Here is a 19,354-nt window from a genome sequence, read left to right as displayed (position 1 = left end):
TTTAGGCATTGTTGGTAACAATTGGTTTTTTAATCTTGTAGGCGTCAAGCTGGCCTATAGGGATATAGGTCGTAGAGCATTGCCGGGAGCAAGATGCCGACAGCGCACGCGGTGTTTTCGGTAATTGCTCCTGTGTTGCCTTGCACCCAACAACGCGAGCAAGCTTCGCGTCTACGGTGGTTTATGCCAATTTTGTGTTTGTGGGGAGGGCGGTTTTAAACCTGAAACCTGAATCCTAAAATCTTCCTGGTGGCTTACGCTCATGCTTCGCTAAACCACCCTACATTTTTTTAATTTACAATCTCAAATCTCAATTCTCTAAAGCCGTAGGTACGATTAGCACGTGAGTGCGTAATCGTACATTCAATTTAGGCATTGGGTTTTTAACCTTGTAGGCGTCAAGCTGGCCTATAGGGATATAGGTCGTAGAGCATTGCCGGGAGCAAAATGCCGATAGCGCACGCGGTGTTTGTTGGGCGAATATATTTTTGTATTGCTTTTAAATGCTAGATTTCGGTAATTGATCTCGGTGTTGCCTTACACCCAAAAACGCGAGCAAGCTTCGCGTCTACGGTGTTTTATGCCAATTTTGTGTTTGCGGGGAGGGCGGTTTTAAACCTGAAACCTAGCGCCTTCCCGGTGGTAACGGGTACCGATTCAAAAAACTGCATTATTTAATACAAAAAAACTCAATCTAAATATAAAAAAAGGTAAACTTAAGTTGCTTAGCCTCGTTTGGGTTTAAATCGCTGATTAAAACGGGTTGCTTAAAAAAATTGGAAGATAAAATTAAGGTTGAAGATTAATGACTAAACTAATCACCAAAACGGTATTGGAAAACTCAGGGGTTAAATTTGGCACAAGTGGGGCACGCGGTTTGGTAACTGATTTTACCGCTGATGTGTGTGCGGCTTTTACGCATGCGTTTGTTGCATCAATGCAGTTAAATTTTACATTTAAGCGTGTTGCTTTGGCGGTTGATAACCGGCCAAGCAGTTATCAAATGGCACAGGCTTGTGGTGCTGCGTTAAACCAACTGGGGCTTGAAACTGTATATTATGGGGTTATTCCAACGCCGGCATTAGCCTATGCTGCTATGCAAGATAATATTCCGTGTATTATGGTTACAGGGAGTCATATTCCGTTTGATCGCAATGGTTTAAAGTTTTATCGTCCTGACGGAGAAATAACCAAAGCAGAAGAGCAGGGCATTAACAATGGTGAGGTTGAGTTTGACTCGCTGGGTGATTTGCCTGAATTAACGGTTGATGAGTCGGCTGCTAATTTATATGTTGAACGTTATACATCGTTATTTAACGAGCATTTTTTAGCGGGTAAACATATAGGTATTTATGAGCATTCTAGTGCGGGCCGCGATTTATATCCTCAATTGTTTACTCGTTTAGGGGCTCAAGTTACCTCGCTTGAGCGAAGTGATCAGTTTGTACCGATTGATACCGAAGCGGTTTCTGATGAAGATAAAGCGAAAGCTTTGGCTTGGTCTAAAGAGCATGGCTTTGATTTGATTTTTTCAACCGATGGTGATGGCGACCGGCCTTTATTAGCGGGTGAAAATGGCGAGTGGTTGCGTGGCGATATTTTGGGCTTGATTACCGCACAAGCGATGAACATTGAAGCTTTAGCTGTGCCAGTGAGTTGTAATACCGCGATTGAGTCTTGCGGTGCTTTTAAGCAGGTTGAGCGGACTAAAATTGGCTCGCCTTATGTGATTGCTGAATTTGAGCAGCTTAATCAAGTTTTTTCATCGGTTGCTGGTTTTGAAGCAAATGGTGGTTTTTTATTAGGCTCAGATGTTGAGTTGAACGGACAAATTTTAAAAGCCTTACCAACCCGTGATGCGGTGTTACCTGCATTAATGTTGTTAGCGGCCAGCCAAGATAAAACAGTGGCAGATTTAGTGAATGCATTGCCACCGCGTTTTACCCATAGTGATCGGATTAAAGATTTTGCAACTGAAAAAAGCCAGCAAATTATTGCCAATGCCAAGCAATCGCCAGAAGATTTATTGGTTAAGTTAGGGTTTGAAGACGTTTCTATTGCTAAGGTAGATACGACAGATGGTTTAAGAATGACGTTATCTGATGGCAATATTATTCATTTAAGACCATCAGGCAATGCACCCGAGTTAAGGTGTTATGCCGAATCAGATAATGTTGATGTTGCAATAAAATTAGCCAATAAAGTGTTGGGTAATATTGTAAAAGTTTGAATTGGGGTCGGATAATTTTGTAGACGCGAAGCTTGCTCGCGTTTTAGGTTTATATGTGACATTGGTGTATTGCGTGCGTTATCGGCAATTGCTCCCTGCATTGCTCTACGACCTATATCTCTATAGGTCAGTTGCACGCCTAGGGTGTGGTTTAAAATTCTGATTTTGGATTATATGTAGACGCGAAGCTTGCTCGCGTTTTAGGTTTATATGTGACATGGTTTAAAAGGATTTTTATGTTTTCATCAAGGAAAAGGTTGAAAGGACGGATTTCTAAAGCATTTTCATTCTATTCTGTGACTCTGTGTTGTTATCAACGACAAAAAATTTTTCAAAATTTTGATAATGGATGCGTTGCAACAAAAGCGCTAATGGCTTTTGAGCAAAAAGGGTTAGTAAAAAATGTTTGCTACATGGTTATGCCGGATCATTTGCATTGGTTGTTTCAGCTTCAGGGATCAGTAGAACTTTCAAGTTTAGTTAAGCAGTATAAGAGTTTTACCGCAGTTAAATTAAATCAATCAGGTGTTACCCATACCAAAATTTGGCAATCAAATTATTATGATCACCAAATTAGGCAAGAATCAGATTTGGTCGCTCAAGCTCGTTATATTGTTGCAAACCCATTAAGAGCAGGATTGGTTAATCGCGTTGAAGAATATCCGTTTTGGGATTGTATTTATTTATAGGCGCGAAAGGGATATCGAGTTTTACATGCGAGATCGGCGTATCGCGTGCGTTATCGGCAATTTAAACTTCCGTGTATCGCGTGCGCAAGCTGCACGCCTACGGTGCTGTTTGATAATTGGGTAGATGATTTTAAAAGCGGAATTGCCTGTTAAATCGCGTGCGTTATCGGCAATTTAAACTTCCGTGTATCGCGTACGCAAGCTGCACGCCTACGGTGTGGTTTAAAATTCTGATTTTGGATTATATGTAGACGCGAAGCTTGCTCGCGTGTCAAGCAACACCGGATCAATAACAATTTATGGAAACAAAAAACGCAGTGCTCTTTCGAGGACTGCGTTTTTTTGGTTTTCACGCGATATAAAATCGCTGCTACTAAGGTAAGCTTATTTGTTGTAAGCGTCGTTATGAACGGCTGCTACCGCGCGACCTGAAGGGTCGGCCATTTTTGAGAAGCTTTCGTCCCATGCAAGTGCTTCTGGTGTGCTACAGGCTACTGATTTACCGCCTGGTACACATTCAGCACATGATGGATGTGGAAAGTGTTCTTCAAAAATGCTTCGGTAATAATAAGCTTCTTTGGTATCTGGCGTATTGTGCGGGAATCTGTGCTGCGCACTGGCTAGCTGATCATCAGTTACGTTTTCGGCACAATGTTCTTTTAAGCTGTCAATCCAGCTGTAACCAACACCGTCACTAAATTGTTCTTTTTGACGCCATAAAACATCATCTGGTAAGTAACCATCTTTAAAGGCTTCACGCAAAATGTGTTTTTCAGATTTGCCATCTTTACACATTTTAGCTTCTGGGTTGATGCGCATGGCAACATCCATAAACTCTTTGTCTAAAAAGGGTACTCGTGACTCTACACCCCAAGCTGACATGGCTTTATTTGCGCGTAAGCAATCAAACATATGTAGTTTGTTTAATTTACGGTTAAGCTCTTCATGAAATTCTTTTGCGTTTGGCGCTTTGTGGAAATACAAATAACCACCAAAAATTTCATCAGCACCTTCGCCTGATAAAACCATTTTAATCCCCATGGCTTTAATTTTACGCGCCATTAAGTACATTGGGGTTGATGCACGAATGGTGGTTACATCATAAGTTTCAAGGTGGTAGATAACATCTTTAATGGCGTCGATACCGTCTTGAACTGTGTAAGTCATTTCGTGGTGAACAGTGCCAATGGCATCAGCTACTTTTTTGGCTGCTTTTAAATCAGGCGCACCTTCTAAACCAACTGCAAATGAATGAAGTTTTGGCCACCAAGCATCGCCTTGGTCGTCTTCTTCAATGCGTTTTGCGGCAAATTTTTGGGTAATAGATGAAATCACCGACGAGTCTAACCCACCAGACAATAATACACCGTATGGCACATCTGACATTAGGTGTGATTTAACTGATTTTTCTAATGCGGCGTTAATATCAGCTGGTTCTGCTGCGTTGTTTTTAACGGCATCGTACTCCATCCAATCACGATGGTAATACTGGCGTAATTCACCATCGGCACTATGTAAATAATGCCCTGGAGGAAATTCTTTAATTGATTTACAAGTCGAAACCAATGATTTCATTTCTGATGCGACATAAAAGTTACCGTGTTCGTCCCAACCCATGTAAAGCGGGATAATCCCCATGTGGTCACGCGCAACTAAATATTCGTTTTTAGTTTCATCGTAAAGGATAAATGCGAACATGCCTTTGAGTTCGTCAATAAACTCAATGCCTTTTTCTTGATATTTAGCCAAGATAATTTCGCAATCAGATTTAGTTTGAAACGTAAAATCAATTGATAATTCTTTTTCTAGCTCTTTGTGATTATAAATTTCGCCATTAACCGCTAATACATGATTTCGATTTAGATTGAAGAGTGGTTGGTCGCCTGAATTTACATCTACAATTGCTAAGCGCTCGTGCGCTAAAATTGCGTTTTCGCCTGCGTAAACACCTGACCAATCAGGGCCACGGTGGCGCATTAATTTTGACAGCTCTTTTGCTGTCTCTCTCAATTCAGCTCGATCAGTCTTTAAATCGAGAATACCGAAAATTGAACACATAGAGTTTATTACTCCCTCTTCAATCAATAAGTCTTAAAAGTTTCGAAATCACCGAGTTAATCACTCGAAATGTAAGGTTTGTCAGCATATTCATAAAAAAATAGAATACAAGAATATATTGGTGCTTTTAATTAATTTTTTTAGATAATTTAGCCATTTTGTACAAAATAAGCCGATGTTGCGCGTTTTTTGTACTTATATCCGTGTATTTTAGCTTCTTTGCTAAGAGGGGTGATTATACCAAAGCCAAATCAGTCTGAACATATGTAATTTAGTAGTTTAGTGTTTGGCGTTTATATATTGTGCGTTTCAGAGGGGATAAAGCAGGCAATTTGCCTGCTTTATGTTTAGTTCATTTAAGTTAAGCTATGTTAATTTAGCTATCTTAATTCAAAGAAAGCACTGCGAAGTCTTTCTTGGTTTTGCTGTAAATAATTTAAACCGCTGCGGTCAAAATTATTAAAGTGGGTGCTGAGGTTATAAAAGTTTCTGGCTTCGTCTGCTAAGCCAAATGTTAAGCCGTTATGCTCTTCACCTACTAGGGTGTGTAATACGTAACTCCAGTCTGCACGGCCACGAATATTAATGTATTTGTTGTTAAAGTCTTTACGTGGACCAAGCGGCACAGTAAAGCCAATCCCAACTTGTTTTTGATAGTCGTCTTCGTAATTGAACCCACTTAACCCTTCGCGAGCCCCTTTGGTGGCTTTAAACGAAAAGTTAACTTCAACATCATCAAAATGTCGGCTGACAATAAAATGATAGCCTTTATCGCCCGACCAAAACTGACCATACTTGGCTAAAAAGCTGGTATCTAAACTAGATGAGTAATATCTATATTTAGCCACTTTGATTTTTCGATCGATATCGCTGGCTATTTTTTTATAACACTCAATTAAGACTTTATCTGGATCGTTTAAGCAGTTTCTGTCGTAGCCATAACTTGTGTGGCCTTCAAATTTATAATTACCGGCATAAACACTCACTCTGTGTGCGCCCGAATCACTTATCCAATCTGCTTCGACACTGGTTTGAACAAAATCTTGTGCGTATTTACCGTAATTAAATAACACACGTGAATTTAATGGTAAATTTACAACTTGGTGAAAAGTTGCATTAAGGAGTGCTGAGTCTGGCTGACGACCGCCTGAAAATGCGCGACCATCTCGATAGTCTTTACTCTCTTTAAGCTGATTAATATGCAGGGCGGTAAACGCAGCACCTTTCCAAAGGGGAAGTTCTAAATGGCTTGCTAACGCGAGCGAGTAATCAAACATGCCTACTTCTGTGCCCACGGTTGAGTTTAAATGTGGGTATAAGGTGATTTTAGGTTTTATAAAAAAGCTTGATTCAGACTCAAACCAGTTAATATCGGTATTAGGTTTATTTTGGCTTAGTTTAAGTGCGTCGCCTTTTAAAAAGCTGCGATATTGCGCTAAGTTACCCGATGCAGAGTTAACAACCACGCCACTTTGCTTAATATTAACGGTAAAATCTTTAACTTGATTAGGCGCATATTGGCTAATTAAACCGATAACCACGCCGTAAGTATCAATCACGTTAGTGCTATAAACTGAGTTATCAACTTCAACGACAATGCGGCTGTTGCCAGCCATGCCGATTCTAAACTGGTCAAAATCACGGCGAACTAAAGCTTTGTTAAGCATTGATAAAGTTTGCGCAAGGCTGCTGGTTTGTTCGGTTTCAATGGGTTTTATTTGTTTTAGTTGAGTGGGCGTAATTTCTGTTGCTTTACGAGTTAAAGGCACGTTTAAGCCAACCGAATAAAAGGTGTTGTCTGCTAGTTGATCATCGCTGGCACCTAGCATAGCTTTTGAAATGATTTGCGCACCCCATAACCAATTTTTTGGGGTGGCTAGCTCAATACCATAGTTGGTGCTGGTGGCGTCGTACTCTGCCAAAATAGCACCCCATTCATAAGGCTGCCATTTTAATGCGGCAAAGGTGCCGTTAATGCGATCAAGTTTTGAATCACTTGAGCCCGCACCTAATGAAATATCTAGGTTGTAGTCGGCAAAATATTTTGAGGCGACCATAAATTTAGCATCATAATGATTTGCAGCGCCGCCTAAATCTTGAATGCCAACTGCCAGCTTAAACCAGTCATCTGGAATAAAAGGAATTTGCATTTTTACATTGGCAGATAAATCAGAGCTGCCACTTGAATCTTGAGTGTATGCTGATAAACGGGTTGATAGCTCAACGCTTTCCCACAGTGACACACCAAACTGATAATTGGGGGTGTCTTTGTAACCACCACGTTCGGTTAAGGTGCTGTAAATAATGCTGCCATAACCTTCTTGTAGGTTATAGGCACTAGGCACATTAAAGTAACCGCCATAACCATTTAACGATGGTTGAACAATTGGCTGCTCGTTGGCTAAAGCTGGGGTTGTCGCTATCAATAAGCCAATCCCTGTCGACAATAAACGCATAAATCACCAAGTAAATTTTATTGAAAAGTGTAAGAATTTTTTAATGTGCCATAGTATAACGGTTTCAATTAACGTTAACAGTTATTTGAGTGAATCTGGCTTTATTTGTCGGCTAAATTGAAATCTAAATACAGCAAACTGGCATCTTAAAGGGGTTTAGGTTTAAAATACGCGTTAATTTTGTCATTACCTTTATTTTGGGTTGACTAACATTCTACAGAGTACAGGAAATACTATGTCATTTGATTTTGATCGTGTGATTGACCGAAAGCCCACTCATTCTTTTAAATGGGATAAATACAAAGGGCAAGATGTGATCCCTATGTGGGTAGCGGATGCTGAATTTTCACCCCCTCAAGAGGTGATTGACGCGATTAAAGAACGCACAGAACATGGCATTTTAGGCTATACCTTGCCTTATGATGAATTAAATCAAAGTGTATGCGATTGGGTTGCCAAGCAACATAACTGGCATATTTTACCGGATTGGATTGTTTGGACGCCAGGCGTAGTACCTGCCTTTAATGTGGCTTGTAAAGCCTATTGTGAGCCGAGCGATAAAGTATTAATTCAGGTGCCAAATTACCCTCCTTTATTAAAAGCGCCATCGTTAAACCAGTGTGAGCGGGTGGATATTCCAAGTGTATTAGTGGAAGGTCGTTGGACGTTGGATATGGCCGAGCTTGAAAAGCAGGCCGCTGATCCAAAATGTAAACTATTTATTATGTGTAACCCGATGAATCCGGGTGGCTCTGTGATGACCGAAGCTGAACTTAAGCAAGTGGCTGATATTTGTTTGCGTCATCATGTTTTATTGTGCTCAGATGAAATTCATTGTGATTTAATTTTAGACGAAAATGCGAAACATATACCGGCTCCGGCGATTGCAGAAATTTCAAGCCGTTCAATTAGTTTAATGGCACCCAGCAAAACTTTTAATATTGCGGGCTTGGGCGCGTCATTTGCTATTATTCCTGATAGCCGAGTAAGAATGCAGTTCAGAAACGCCGCTATGGGCATTGTGCCTTGGGTTCAGGTGTTAGGTTTGGTTGCAACAGAAGCCGCTTTTGAAAAAGGCCATGACTGGCATCAGGCTTTGATTGAATATTTGCGTGCTAATCGCGATTATTTATATCAGGAAATCAGCCAACTTAAAGGCATGAAAATGAGCAAAGCTGAAGCAACTTTTTTAGCTTGGATTGATTGCTCAGAGTTAGGGGTTGAAGATGTTCAAAGCTTTTTTGAAGAGGCGGGGGTAGGCCCATCACCCGGTCGTGATTTTGGTGAGCCACAATATGCGCGTATTAATTTTGCTTGTACCCGAGCTCAGTTAGAGCAGGCGGTTGAGCGAATTAAAACGGCACATCGCCAACTAGATAAATAACCTTAACTTGGGTTAAGGTTATTTAGTAAGTGGCTAACACAGGTTTAATGAATGATAGTGAGGTGTAATATTTTATGTTTACACCTTTTCCAACCAATTAACGGCATACGATTAATCGTAAGTATAAGTAGTAATATATTATGGTGACAGAATCTCAAGCCTATATTGAACTAATAGGTTATTTTACTGAAAACATTGCTTTATTTGAGTCGCAAGATACCGCAACCACCGGGCAAACCATTGGAAGTTTAATTGAAGAAAAAATCTCAGACAATGTGATGAAGTTTTTTGAGCAGCATCCTGATTTGCCACAAGACACTCGATTAGATGTTGTACGTGAAGCCGATGCTATTGTGACTGATTTAGAAGAGTTTTTATCTCGAAGATTAGAGCAAGAAGCAACTGAACCTCAAAAAGCGTTTATTATTGAATTTTCGGCGTTAATTAAAAATTTATTTGATTCAGCTTTTGCTTAACTTTGTATTAGAGCGAGGTGGTAGTGTCGGGCTTGAACTGAGCGCTGTGTTATTGTTGATAAAGGGAGTCTGTTAGTTTTGTCTTCTGAAAAAATTAAATTGCATGGCTTTAATAATTTAACTAAAAGTTTAAGCTTTTCACTTTACGATATTAGCTGGGCAAGAAGCGAAGCTCACCGGTATGAATATGCGAAGTATATCGACCATCACTATAACGCTAATCGATTAACGGATATTTTGTATCAAGTAGTTGAAATGATTGGCGCTAATGTGCTGAACATTGCCAGGCAAGATTATGATCCGCAAGGTGCCAGTGTCACGATTTTAATGAGTGAGGCACCAACACCTTCGTTACCACCGCCGAAACCCGCAACTGAGTCGGTTGTTGCGCATTTAGATAAAAGCCATATTTGTGTTCATACGTATCCTGAAAACCATCCTCAAAATGGCATTAGTACCTTTAGGGCAGATATTGAGGTGTCGACCTGCGGCATTATTTCACCGTTAAAAGTGCTTAATTTTTTAATCCATTCGTTTGATTCTGATGTGGTGACGGTTGATTATCGGGTGCGTGGTTTTACCCGCGATGTGTCGGGTATTAAGCATTATATTGATCATGAAATTCGGTCGATTCAGGATTATTTGTCGGCAGATATTCACCAGCTTTACGATATGATTGATGTGAATATTGAGCAGGAAAATATATTTCACACCAAAATGGTTTTAAAAGATTTTGAGCTAACCCATTATTTGTTTGGTAGTGGCATTAATGAAATGGGCGAGACTGAAATTGCTGAAGCTAAAAGCGGCTTACAACGTGAAATTCAAGAAATATTTTACGCTAGAAATATTAGTTAGGATATTAGGGGCTAGGATTTTAGGGGCTAGGGAGCTTCGCTGCTAGGTTTTATAAACCTTGTAGGCGTCAAGCTGGCCTATAGGGATATAGGTCGTAGAGCATTGCCGGGAGCAAAATGCCGATAGCGCACGCGATATTTTCTCCAGCGTTGCCTTCTACATAAAAACGCGAGCAAGCTTCGCGTCTACGGTGTTTTATAACAGCACCGTAGGTACGATTAGCACGTGAGTGCGTAATCGTACGTTTAATTTAGGGGTTGGGTTTTTAAACCCTGTAGGCGTGCAGCTGGCCTATAGGGATATAGGTTGTGGAGCATTGCCGGGAGCAAAATGCCGATAGCGCACGCGATATTTTCTCCAGCGTTGCCTTCTAAATAAAAACGCGAGCAAGCTTCGCGTCTACGGTGGTATAAGCCAGATATAAGAATTTAGATTTTAGAATTGAGAGGTTTGGGTTTTTCACTTGAGGTTTTGTGGGGCTTGCTGGATTCCTGCCTGCGCAGGAATGACGGAGCACCGTAGGTACGATTAGCGGCGTGGGCGCGTAATCGTACAATTGTGGTTTTTAACCTTGATCCTCGATTACGCTCATGCTTCGCTAATCAAGGCTACGTTTTCTACAATCTCAAATCTCAACTCTAAACTCTCAAATCTTTTTTATTTATCGGGTTGTTTTTCTTCCTCTTCTGGTACATCAACCGAGATGGGCCAGCCACCTAATGCTTTCCATTTATTAACCATGTAGCAAAATAATTCGGCTGTTTTTTCGGTGTCGTATAAAGCGCTGTGGGCTTGTTTGCTATCAAATTCAATACCGGCTGCACGGCAAGCTTTTACTAACACGGTTTGACCTAAGGTTAATCCGGCTAAACTGGTGGTATCAAAAGACACAAACGGATGAAAAGGCACTCGCTTTATATTGGTACGCTTAATCGCGGCATTAACAAATGACATATCAAATGCAGAATTATGTGCCACCATGACACTGCGCTGGCAGCCATAATGTTTTTGGCGTTTGCGAACTTGTTTAAATATTTCTTGTAAGGCTTCTTTTTCACTAACAGCGCCTCGCAATGGGTTGTTTGGGTCAATCCCATTAAACTCAAGTGCGGCTGGCTCTAATACTGAGCCTTCAAATGGCTCTATATTAAATTGTACGGTTTCACCGCAGTATAAATAACCTTCTTCGTCCATTTCGGTTAGGGTGGCAGCGATTTCTAATAAGGCATTATTATTTGCATCAAAGCCCGCGGTTTCAACATCAATTACCACAGGGTAGTAACCACGGAATCTTTGTTTAAAGTTTTCTTCAGACATGTCATTTATTTTTAACAGATTTGTATGCCATTATGCCAGAATTTGAGTTTGAGATCAGACGATTTTTAATTTCGAGTTGAGCTTTAAGGTTTTATCGCTTTTTATATAGCGCCTTGTTATTTTATAACTGGTCTAATAATTGCTTCGTTCCATTTATATTTAATAAATTGCGTTATTTTGTTATTGGCTTGGTTTTATCGTCAATATTTTGTCTAAAGGTTTGCAAATGATGAACAGACTCCAAGGTTTGCTGGCATTACTTTGTTTGGTTAGCTGTCAAAGTTTTGCCGATGTGCGGCATTATCAAGCGAGTATTGATAGCTCTAAATGGCAGTTTTCAAAACAAACTCGCCTGCAGTGTCGTTTAGAACACGCCATTCCGCGATATGGAAAAGCGGTATTTTCTAGTGCAGCAGGGCGCTCGCTTAATTTAAATTTTGCTTTGGATATGTTACGCCTGCCGGATAATTATAGCTTTGCTAAAGTGAGCTCTGTACCGCCAAGTTATCGTCCTGGGGTGGCAAGTAAATCTGTAACTGAAATGAAATTACTTAAGCAATTTGATGGTGAGCTGACCCAAAAGCCCGCTTGGATATTATTAAATGAGCTTGAAAAAGGGATGACGCCAACATTTTATTATCAAGACTGGTATAGCCAATTTGATAAGGTGGTTGTTGGGGTGAGTGCGGTGAATTTTCATCAGGCTTATGATGAGTTTTTATTGTGTTTAGATAATTTATTGCCTTATTCGTTTGAAGACATTTCGTTAACGGTTTTAACGTACCAAAAAAATTCATCGGAGTTGAGTAAGTCATCTAAAAAACGTTTGGCTATGATAGCCGAATATTTAAAGCAAGATGTAGAGCTTGAGCTGGTGTTGGTAGACGCCTATACCGATAGCTATGGTGGTCGTTTTCATAATCAGGAACTTTCTAAAAAACGAGCTGCAGCCATTCAAAGCTTTTTTGTTGAGCATAATGTTGATAAAGACAGAGTTAAAATAGAAGGCTTTGGGGAAAAACGGCATATAGCATCAAATCAAAATATTATTGAACGCAGCAAAAACCGCCGGGTTGTGATTAGAATGCAAAGACCATAATTGAGGTAGGTTTTTAGGTTTTTAGGTTTCTAGGCGCTAGGACGCTTCGCTGCTAGGGGCGAGATTTTAGAATTTAGAGATTTGGGTTTTTAAACCCTGTAGGCGTGCAGCTGGCCTATAGGGATATAGGTCGTAGAGCATTGCCGGGAGCAAAATGCCGATAGCGCACGTAATACACCCATGCCACATATAAACCTAAAACGCGGGGTAAACCCGCTGCTACGTGATGTGGCAGCGATTTTATATCGCGTGAAAACGATAAAAACGCGAGCAAGCTTCGCGTCTACGGTGGTATAAGCCAGATATAAGAATTTAGAATTGAGAGGTTTGGGTTTTCCTAGCGCCTAGAAGCGCAGCGGCCTAGTTCCTAACATTGTATTTCCTCGATTACGCTCATGTTTCGCTAATCAAGGCTACGTTTTCTCAATTCTCACATCTCAAATCTTCTTGGTGGCTTACGCTCATGCTTCGCTAAACCACCCTACAAATTCATAAAGCCTGTTTACACACTCGTCATGCCCGCGGCGGCGGGTATCCCTTTGGCTATTTTGAATCTTGATTGTGTTTTAGGATTTACAGGCAATAATAATGCTGGTGTTGTTTTGTGGTTGGCAATGGTATTTGTGTTGACGGCTGGATTCCTTTCTCGATAACTGCTCGCTGCGTTATTCTACCTCCTGAATCCATTCAGTCGTTCAAAGGAATGATGGGGTATTGGTAATTGATTTGGTGAAAATCGGTGGCTTACGCTCATGCTTCGCTAAACCACCCTACAAACTCATAAAGCCTGTTTACACACTCGTCATGCCCGCGGCGGCGGGTATCCCTTTGGCTATTTTGAATCTTGATTGTGTTTTAGGATTTACAGGCAATAATAATGCTGGTGTTGTTTTGTGGTTGGCAATGGTATTTGTGTTGACGGCTGGATTCCTTTCTCGATAACTGCTCGCTGCGTTATTCTACCTCCTGAATCCATTCAGTCGTTCAAAGGAATGATGGGGTATTGGTAATTGATTTGGTGCAAATCGGTGGCTTATGCTCATGCTTCGCTAAACCACCCTACGTTTTTTTAATATTAAATCTAAATTCTCAACTCTCTAATCTAAAACGTTTTTTTATTCAGGGTCGTTTTCGGCTAAACCATAATACTGAATATTTAAATAAGCGTAGGCGGTGGTAAAGGCGTTTTGCTGAAACATTTTTAGCCCTGTGCTTTTAAAATCTACTGGTAGAGGGTTGCGTTTAATACTGGCTTTTTCTTCTGAATTGTTTTGTAAATTGACTTCAAGACTTTCAATTAACTGGATGGCAGCTTCCATTTTAAATCCGGCCGCACTGCCTGAAAATTTACCGCGGGTTGGACGCTCTTTGATGACCACTTGCTCAACTTGGTAATCTTCCATTAATTTTTTAAAAGCAAATTGAAAATCGAGCGTGTCTTGCTGTCCCGCACCCGTTAAAACAAATTTTTGAGTACGGCAGTCAGGTACGCCAAACAAACCTTGATCTAAGGTTAAAATGCAAATGATAGCTTCGCTACCTTTAAGTTCGACTCCACAAGCTTTCATAAATAAGGTATCCAATCGATTAATTTGATAGTTAATTGGTTATTGTAACTGATGTTGGTGGGTAAACCAAAGCTGGTTAAGCGGTTTTAGTACTTTTAAATATTGTTGCACTCTGTTGAGAATGTTTTGCTCGGGTTGTGGGTTGTGCTGGCAGTATTTTGTAATCAGTTGCTGTTGTAAATTTGAGTTTAAGTTATTAATTAATATGCTTGCTGCTAAATCATAGGCGGGCTCGGCGACTCTGGCATATTCCCAGTCAATTAAATAAGGCTGCTCGCCAATTAAAATATTTTCAAACGATAAATCACCGTGGCAAATACAACAAGCCTGTTGGCTTTCATCCAGCTGTTTAGCTTGTGTTAATAGGGATTTAAATGAATACTCGGGCAGTTTAAGCGCGGCTAATAAATTTTGTATATCGTTAAAAATTTGCTGGCGAATAATATTTGAATTGATAGGCAGGTTTTGTTGGTGGAGTTGGCTCATTAAACTCACAAGATCAGATATTGTCGGCGAGGTGTTACGGCTACTAACTAATTCATCGATGATTAAGCCTAGCTGAGCATTTTCGTATAGGGTATTTGGGGTGATTTTTGGGGTGATTTGCTGAGCCCAATGTCGGCTCGTTCGTTCGTTTTTAAAACTGTTTGTTGATAAAATCTTAGAATTTAATTGCTTAATAAAAACGGCTGGATGATGTTTGGGATACGCAATAAAACACTGATTAGTGTGGTTGTGTGTCAGCGGCGTAATTTGTTTAAATTCGCCAAGTTGACTTTGCAGCCAACTCAACGATTTTTGATTTAAATTTTGGATACTAGTATTAGGCATATATAGCAGGTAACGTTTATATGCTGGGCTAGTATGCCGAGCTTAAGTTATTATCGACTGGCTGTTCTTTGTAGTGCTTTTGCCATTGATAATAAGCCCACGCGGCTAAAATAGTGTAACAGACAAATAGTAGCGCAGTGACGACTAACGATTTTTGTATATAAATATAAACTGACACTGCATCAATCACGATCCAATAAAGCCAGCTTGCAACCACTCGCTCCGCAATTAAGTAAGTGGCATAAATACTAAAAATTGTTGTGAATGTATCAATTAACGGGTAATCCGCTTGGGTATTTAATTCAAGCCAATGGGCCAGTGCAAAACTGAGTACACATAAAATACTAATAATAACAAGATGGTGGCTAACAGGCCAACGAGTGTAAGTAACATGGTTATCTTTTTTACTCCAACCTAATTGCCAGCAAAACCAACCATATATCGCCATAGCCATATAATAAACTTGCAGTAAGCTGTCCATTAGTAATTGGGCATTAAAAAAGATGATGCAATAGATTGCACTTGCAAAAAATGCGATAGGCCAACACCACATAACACCTTTGGCTGCCATTATCACATAAGCTAAACTGAGAACCAGCGCTAAGCCTTCCCATATAGAGATAATAGACAATTGTGTTAAAACCTCATTCAGAGACACTGGATTTATCACCCATTAAAAATTTGCAGACAAAAATGTGTGTGCCGGTTCGCTCAAATGTGGTTTTAAACTCTTTATTTAAGCAATCCATCACGGCGTCGTATTCACCAAACACTTGGCTACTCATACCATTGGTGACAATATCTAAGTTAGAGTAGGTGCGAATACGTTTTATAAATTCCCAGACTTCGGTTTCAAAGTCTTCAAATTGTAGTGGGTATAAGCTAATTTCGACTGATAATTGCATTGTTATTTCCTGATGTTACCGTCGTTAATCATAGCAGCCATTATTAAATGGCTGCGATTAATTTTATTTTTAAAATTGATATTCAGCAGTTATGCCAACTTGTTTTGGGGCGCCATATTGATAATAGGGTTCAGAAACACCACCTGGGCGAGGGTCCATAATATAGCCGCCAAAATCAAACCCTTGAATGTAATAGTCTTTATCCGTTAAGTTTCTGGCCCAAAGCTTAATTAATACTTCGTTAAATTGATAATTTAATGAGGTGTTAATTAGGTTGTAGCTTTTTGATTTAACGTTATGATCGTCTGAGAAATAAAAGTCATCTTTGCCTTCTGCTTCAATATTCCACCAAAAGTTGTCTGTTAGGGTAAAGTTGAATCCTAAATTGTAGGTATAATTAGGAGATTGAGATAGTTCTCTACCCATCGTTGGATCTGCATTTGGATCTTCTTGATATGTATCAAACTCGGCTTTTAAATAACCGAAATTAGCGTAAGTTTGTATGTGGCTAGTGATTAGATAACTTAAGTCTAACTCAACTCCTTTAGAGCTGCCGTCTGTTGCATTTTTTATCGAAGGAAGAAATTGAATACTGCCATCTTCATTTGGAATTAAAAAATCCTTTTTAATTTGAATGTCTTTACGTTGCATATAAAATGCAGTTAAATTTGCCGTTAAACCATGGTTTTGATATTTGATCCCTGATTCGTAATTCCAGAGGTATTCAGGCTCATAAAATCGGTCGGCTTCTGGTAGGGTTCCATCTGAGTTAACACCCCCGTTCATATAACCTTTATTCACTGAGGCAAATACAAATAACTCGTCAGAAACTTTATAATTTAGGCTCGCTTTACCGCCAACCAAATTGTAATCGGGCGTTGCATTGATACCTGCTGAATTTTGATAATCCATTTCATGATGTTCGTAGCGCATCCCGGTCGTTAAGCTCAACTTTTCAGTGAGCTGAGTATCTAACTGGCCATAAATTGCTTTTTTATTATTATCAAAATCAGAGCTGAAGTCGCTATCAAAATACGTATAGCTTCTGACGTATTCGTCTTGTTTCTTTTGCCAATATACACCGACTATCCAGTCAGTTGATTGGTTAAAAATTCGACCTGCAGGTTCAGATAAAAATCTAAACTCTGTGCTGACATTTTTTTTGTCGTGTTGGTTTCTGTCTTTCGCTTTATAGGCTGCAAAAGGTTCTCGCTCTGGAATACCTTCATAGGTCCAGTCATCGTCAAATCCGTAATCTGTATCAGAGGTGGCAAAACTTTGAATTGATTCAAATGACGCTTGCTCATTTAGTTTGATGCTTAGATGGCTACTTAAAGCTGTGGTGGTTTGTTTATCTTGACCTGGCTCATCGCTAAAGGTTTGTCTGGTATTTTCTATGCTAAAGGCATCGTAACCGTTATCAATATTAATGTGGGTGGCGTTGATATCCCAAGTCACATTTTGATTAGGTTGGAATCTAAGTTTACCACGCAGCGTTAACTCGTCTCTGTTATTGGTGTCGTGGCGCTCTAAGTGGGTGTTTTCAATAAAACCATCACTTAAATATTGATGTGCTGAAACGCGGTAGCTTAAACTATCAGTTAATGCGTTTGAATAGGCTGCACCAAGCTCTTGCGTTTTATAGTTACCGACGCCTAATTTTACTCGGCCAGAAGGGCTGTTTGTTGGCTGAGTGCTTTGCATATAAATTAAACCCGCGAGTGCGTTGGCACCAAAACGAGAACCTTGCGGGCCGCGTAGCACTTCAATTTGTTCAATATCAAATAATGTTGCAGCACTACCCACTGCGCTGTAATCGACTCCGTCTATATATAAACCAACCGGATAGTTAGTGGGGGCGTCGTATTCACTTTGCGCCCCAATCCCTCTAATTTGAATAAAACGAGCGCGTGATGTGCCGCCGGCAAAGTTTAAATTAGCTGCTGAGGATAAAATAGATTCTAAATGGTTGGCTGAGTTTCGCTCAATCGTATCTGTACCAATCACACTGACGGCAATTGCACTAGTTTGAATTGAGTTTTCGCGGAAGTCGCCTTTTATTTTAATGACTTCGGTAGACTCAGTTTCGCTTGAGTTATCTGTTTGTTCTGCTTGCGCGTTAAATTGAAAGCAGGCCGCTAAAGCAAGCGCGATACGAGTGATATTATGTTTCATTATGCTCTCTGAATTGTGGGTTTATAAACGCAGAGAGATACAACAAGACCATCCCTACGTCAGCATTACCTGGACAGGTACAATGGGTTTGCAAAGCATCTCAGTCTTATTGGATTAATTAATGAGCTTTAGTCATTTAATTAATCCATAGAACACCCCATGGTGCCGCTATGGTAACAAGAACAAGGAAGCGAGTCGAGTTAACCACCGTGAAGATTTGAGATTTTAGAATTGAGATTTTAGGCATTAGGGGTAAAAATTAAAATGTAGGGTGGTTTAGCGAAGTATGAGCGTAAGCCACCAGGAAGGTTCTAGGATTCAGGCGCTAGGTTTGAGGTTTAAAATATCGCGTGCGCTATCGGCATTTTGCTCCCGGCAATGCTCTACGACCTATATCCCTATAGGCCAGCTGCACGCCTACAGGGTTTAAAAACCCAAACCTCTCAATTCTAAAATCTGAATTCTTATATCTGGCTTATACCACCGTAGACGCGAAGCTTGCTCGCGTTTTTATCGTTTTCACGCGATATAAAATCGCTGCTACACCACGTAGCAGCGGGTTTACCCCGCGTTTTAGGTTTATATGTGGCATGGGTGTATTACGTGCGCTATCGGCATTTTGCTCCCGGCAATGCTCTACGACCTATATCCCTATAAACCCAGCTTGACGCCTACAAGGTTTATAAAACCTAACCCAGCGCCTAGAATCCCAAAATACAATTGTACGATTACGCACTTACGTGCTAATCGTACCTACGGTGCTGTTATAAAACACCGTAGACGCGAAGCTTGCTCGCGTTTTTATGTAGAAGGCAACGCTGGAGAAAATATCGCGTGCGCTATCGGCATTTTGCTCCCGGCAATGTTCTACGACCTATATCCCTATAGGCCAGCTTGACGCCTACAAGGTTTATAAAACCTAACCCAGCGCCTAGAATCCCAAAATACAATTGTACGATTACGCACTTACGTGCTAATCGTACCTACGGTGCTGTTATAAAACACCGTAGACGCGAAGCTTGCTCGCGTTTTTATGTAGAAGGCAACGCTGGAGAAAATATCGCGTGCGCTATCGGCATTTTGCTCCCGGCAATGTTCTACGACCTATATCCCTATAGGCCAGCTTGACGCCTACAGGGTTTATAAAACCTAACCCAGCGCCTAGAATCCTAAAATACAATTGTACGATTACGCACTTACGTGCTAATCGTACCTACGGTGTTAAAATCTAAAATCTAAAATCTAAAATCTAAATTCTCGCCCCTAGCAGCGCAGCGCCCTAGAAACCTAGCGCCTAGAAACTAGAAA

At 40.4% G+C, this 19,354-nt stretch carries 14 protein-coding genes; 6 read left to right on the top strand and 8 right to left on the bottom strand.

What is annotated here, in order from left to right:
• Positions 1-805: 805 nt before the first annotated feature.
• Both OLW01_RS09215 and OLW01_RS09210 read left to right on the top strand, forming a co-directional pair.
• A complete protein-coding gene (locus tag OLW01_RS09215; RefSeq protein ID WP_268073579.1) occupies positions 806-2,230 on the top strand; it encodes a phosphomannomutase in 1,425 nt (474 codons plus the stop codon).
• A 236-nt stretch (positions 2,231-2,466) separates the two neighbouring features.
• Complete coding sequence (locus OLW01_RS09210; RefSeq protein ID WP_268073578.1) at positions 2,467-2,919, top strand: REP-associated tyrosine transposase; 453 nt, start codon at positions 2,467-2,469, stop codon at positions 2,917-2,919.
• A gap of 384 nt (positions 2,920-3,303) precedes the next feature.
• Here OLW01_RS09210 and asnB read toward each other — a convergent pair whose 3' ends face one another.
• The gene (gene asnB / locus OLW01_RS09205; protein WP_268073577.1) at positions 3,304-4,977 is read right to left on the bottom strand and encodes an asparagine synthase B; all 1,674 of its coding nucleotides are present in this window, start codon (positions 4,975-4,977) and stop codon (positions 3,304-3,306) included.
• 380 nt (positions 4,978-5,357) lie between these two features.
• A complete protein-coding gene (locus OLW01_RS09200; RefSeq protein WP_268073576.1) occupies positions 5,358-7,433 on the bottom strand; it encodes a YjbH domain-containing protein in 2,076 nt (691 codons plus the stop codon).
• 235 nt (positions 7,434-7,668) lie between these two features.
• Between OLW01_RS09200 and OLW01_RS09195 the strand changes: the two genes are divergently transcribed.
• From OLW01_RS09195 to speD, 3 genes are all read left to right on the top strand, one after another.
• Positions 7,669-8,817, top strand: coding sequence for a MalY/PatB family protein (locus OLW01_RS09195; RefSeq protein WP_268073575.1), 1,149 nt, complete (start codon positions 7,669-7,671; stop codon positions 8,815-8,817).
• Between the two features lie 140 nt (positions 8,818-8,957).
• The gene (locus tag OLW01_RS09190) at positions 8,958-9,293 is read left to right on the top strand and encodes a DUF3802 family protein (protein WP_268073574.1); all 336 of its coding nucleotides are present in this window, start codon (positions 8,958-8,960) and stop codon (positions 9,291-9,293) included.
• Positions 9,294-9,371: 78 nt separating this feature from the next.
• On the top strand, positions 9,372-10,151 hold the full coding sequence (gene speD / locus OLW01_RS09185; protein ID WP_268073573.1) for an adenosylmethionine decarboxylase: 780 nt from the start codon (positions 9,372-9,374) through the stop codon (positions 10,149-10,151).
• A 657-nt stretch (positions 10,152-10,808) separates the two neighbouring features.
• Here the strand turns inward: speD and rnt are convergent.
• On the bottom strand, positions 10,809-11,477 hold the full coding sequence (gene rnt, locus OLW01_RS09180) for a ribonuclease T (RefSeq protein ID WP_428980187.1): 669 nt from the start codon (positions 11,475-11,477) through the stop codon (positions 10,809-10,811).
• A 217-nt stretch (positions 11,478-11,694) separates the two neighbouring features.
• Between rnt and OLW01_RS09175 the strand changes: the two genes are divergently transcribed.
• Complete coding sequence (locus tag OLW01_RS09175) at positions 11,695-12,567, top strand: flagellar protein MotY (RefSeq protein WP_326498570.1); 873 nt, start codon at positions 11,695-11,697, stop codon at positions 12,565-12,567.
• Positions 12,568-13,682: 1,115 nt separating this feature from the next.
• Here OLW01_RS09175 and OLW01_RS09170 read toward each other — a convergent pair.
• From OLW01_RS09170 to OLW01_RS09150, 5 genes are all read right to left on the bottom strand, one after another.
• Complete coding sequence (locus OLW01_RS09170; protein ID WP_268073570.1) at positions 13,683-14,135, bottom strand: DUF3010 family protein; 453 nt, start codon at positions 14,133-14,135, stop codon at positions 13,683-13,685.
• 39 nt (positions 14,136-14,174) lie between these two features.
• Positions 14,175-14,966: a phosphotransferase family protein gene (locus tag OLW01_RS09165; RefSeq protein WP_268073569.1), complete on the bottom strand. Its 792-nt coding sequence runs from the start codon at positions 14,964-14,966 to the stop codon at positions 14,175-14,177.
• 28 nt (positions 14,967-14,994) lie between these two features.
• On the bottom strand, positions 14,995-15,624 hold the full coding sequence (gene pnuC, locus OLW01_RS09160) for a nicotinamide riboside transporter PnuC (RefSeq protein WP_268073568.1): 630 nt from the start codon (positions 15,622-15,624) through the stop codon (positions 14,995-14,997).
• Complete coding sequence (locus tag OLW01_RS09155; RefSeq protein ID WP_268073567.1) at positions 15,611-15,871, bottom strand: YkoF family thiamine/hydroxymethylpyrimidine-binding protein; 261 nt, start codon at positions 15,869-15,871, stop codon at positions 15,611-15,613. Before OLW01_RS09155 ends, pnuC begins: the two co-directional genes overlap by 14 nt.
• A gap of 69 nt (positions 15,872-15,940) precedes the next feature.
• Positions 15,941-18,046, bottom strand: a complete 2,106-nt coding sequence (locus OLW01_RS09150) for a TonB-dependent receptor (RefSeq protein ID WP_268073566.1) — start codon at positions 18,044-18,046, stop codon at positions 15,941-15,943.
• Between the last annotated feature and the right edge of the window lie 1,308 nt (positions 18,047-19,354).

Origin of the sequence: Catenovulum adriaticum (genome assembly GCF_026725475.1) — a bacterium.
GTDB lineage: Bacteria > Pseudomonadota > Gammaproteobacteria > Enterobacterales > Alteromonadaceae > Catenovulum > Catenovulum adriaticum.
This window is presented reverse-complemented; position numbering and strand designations above follow the sequence as displayed.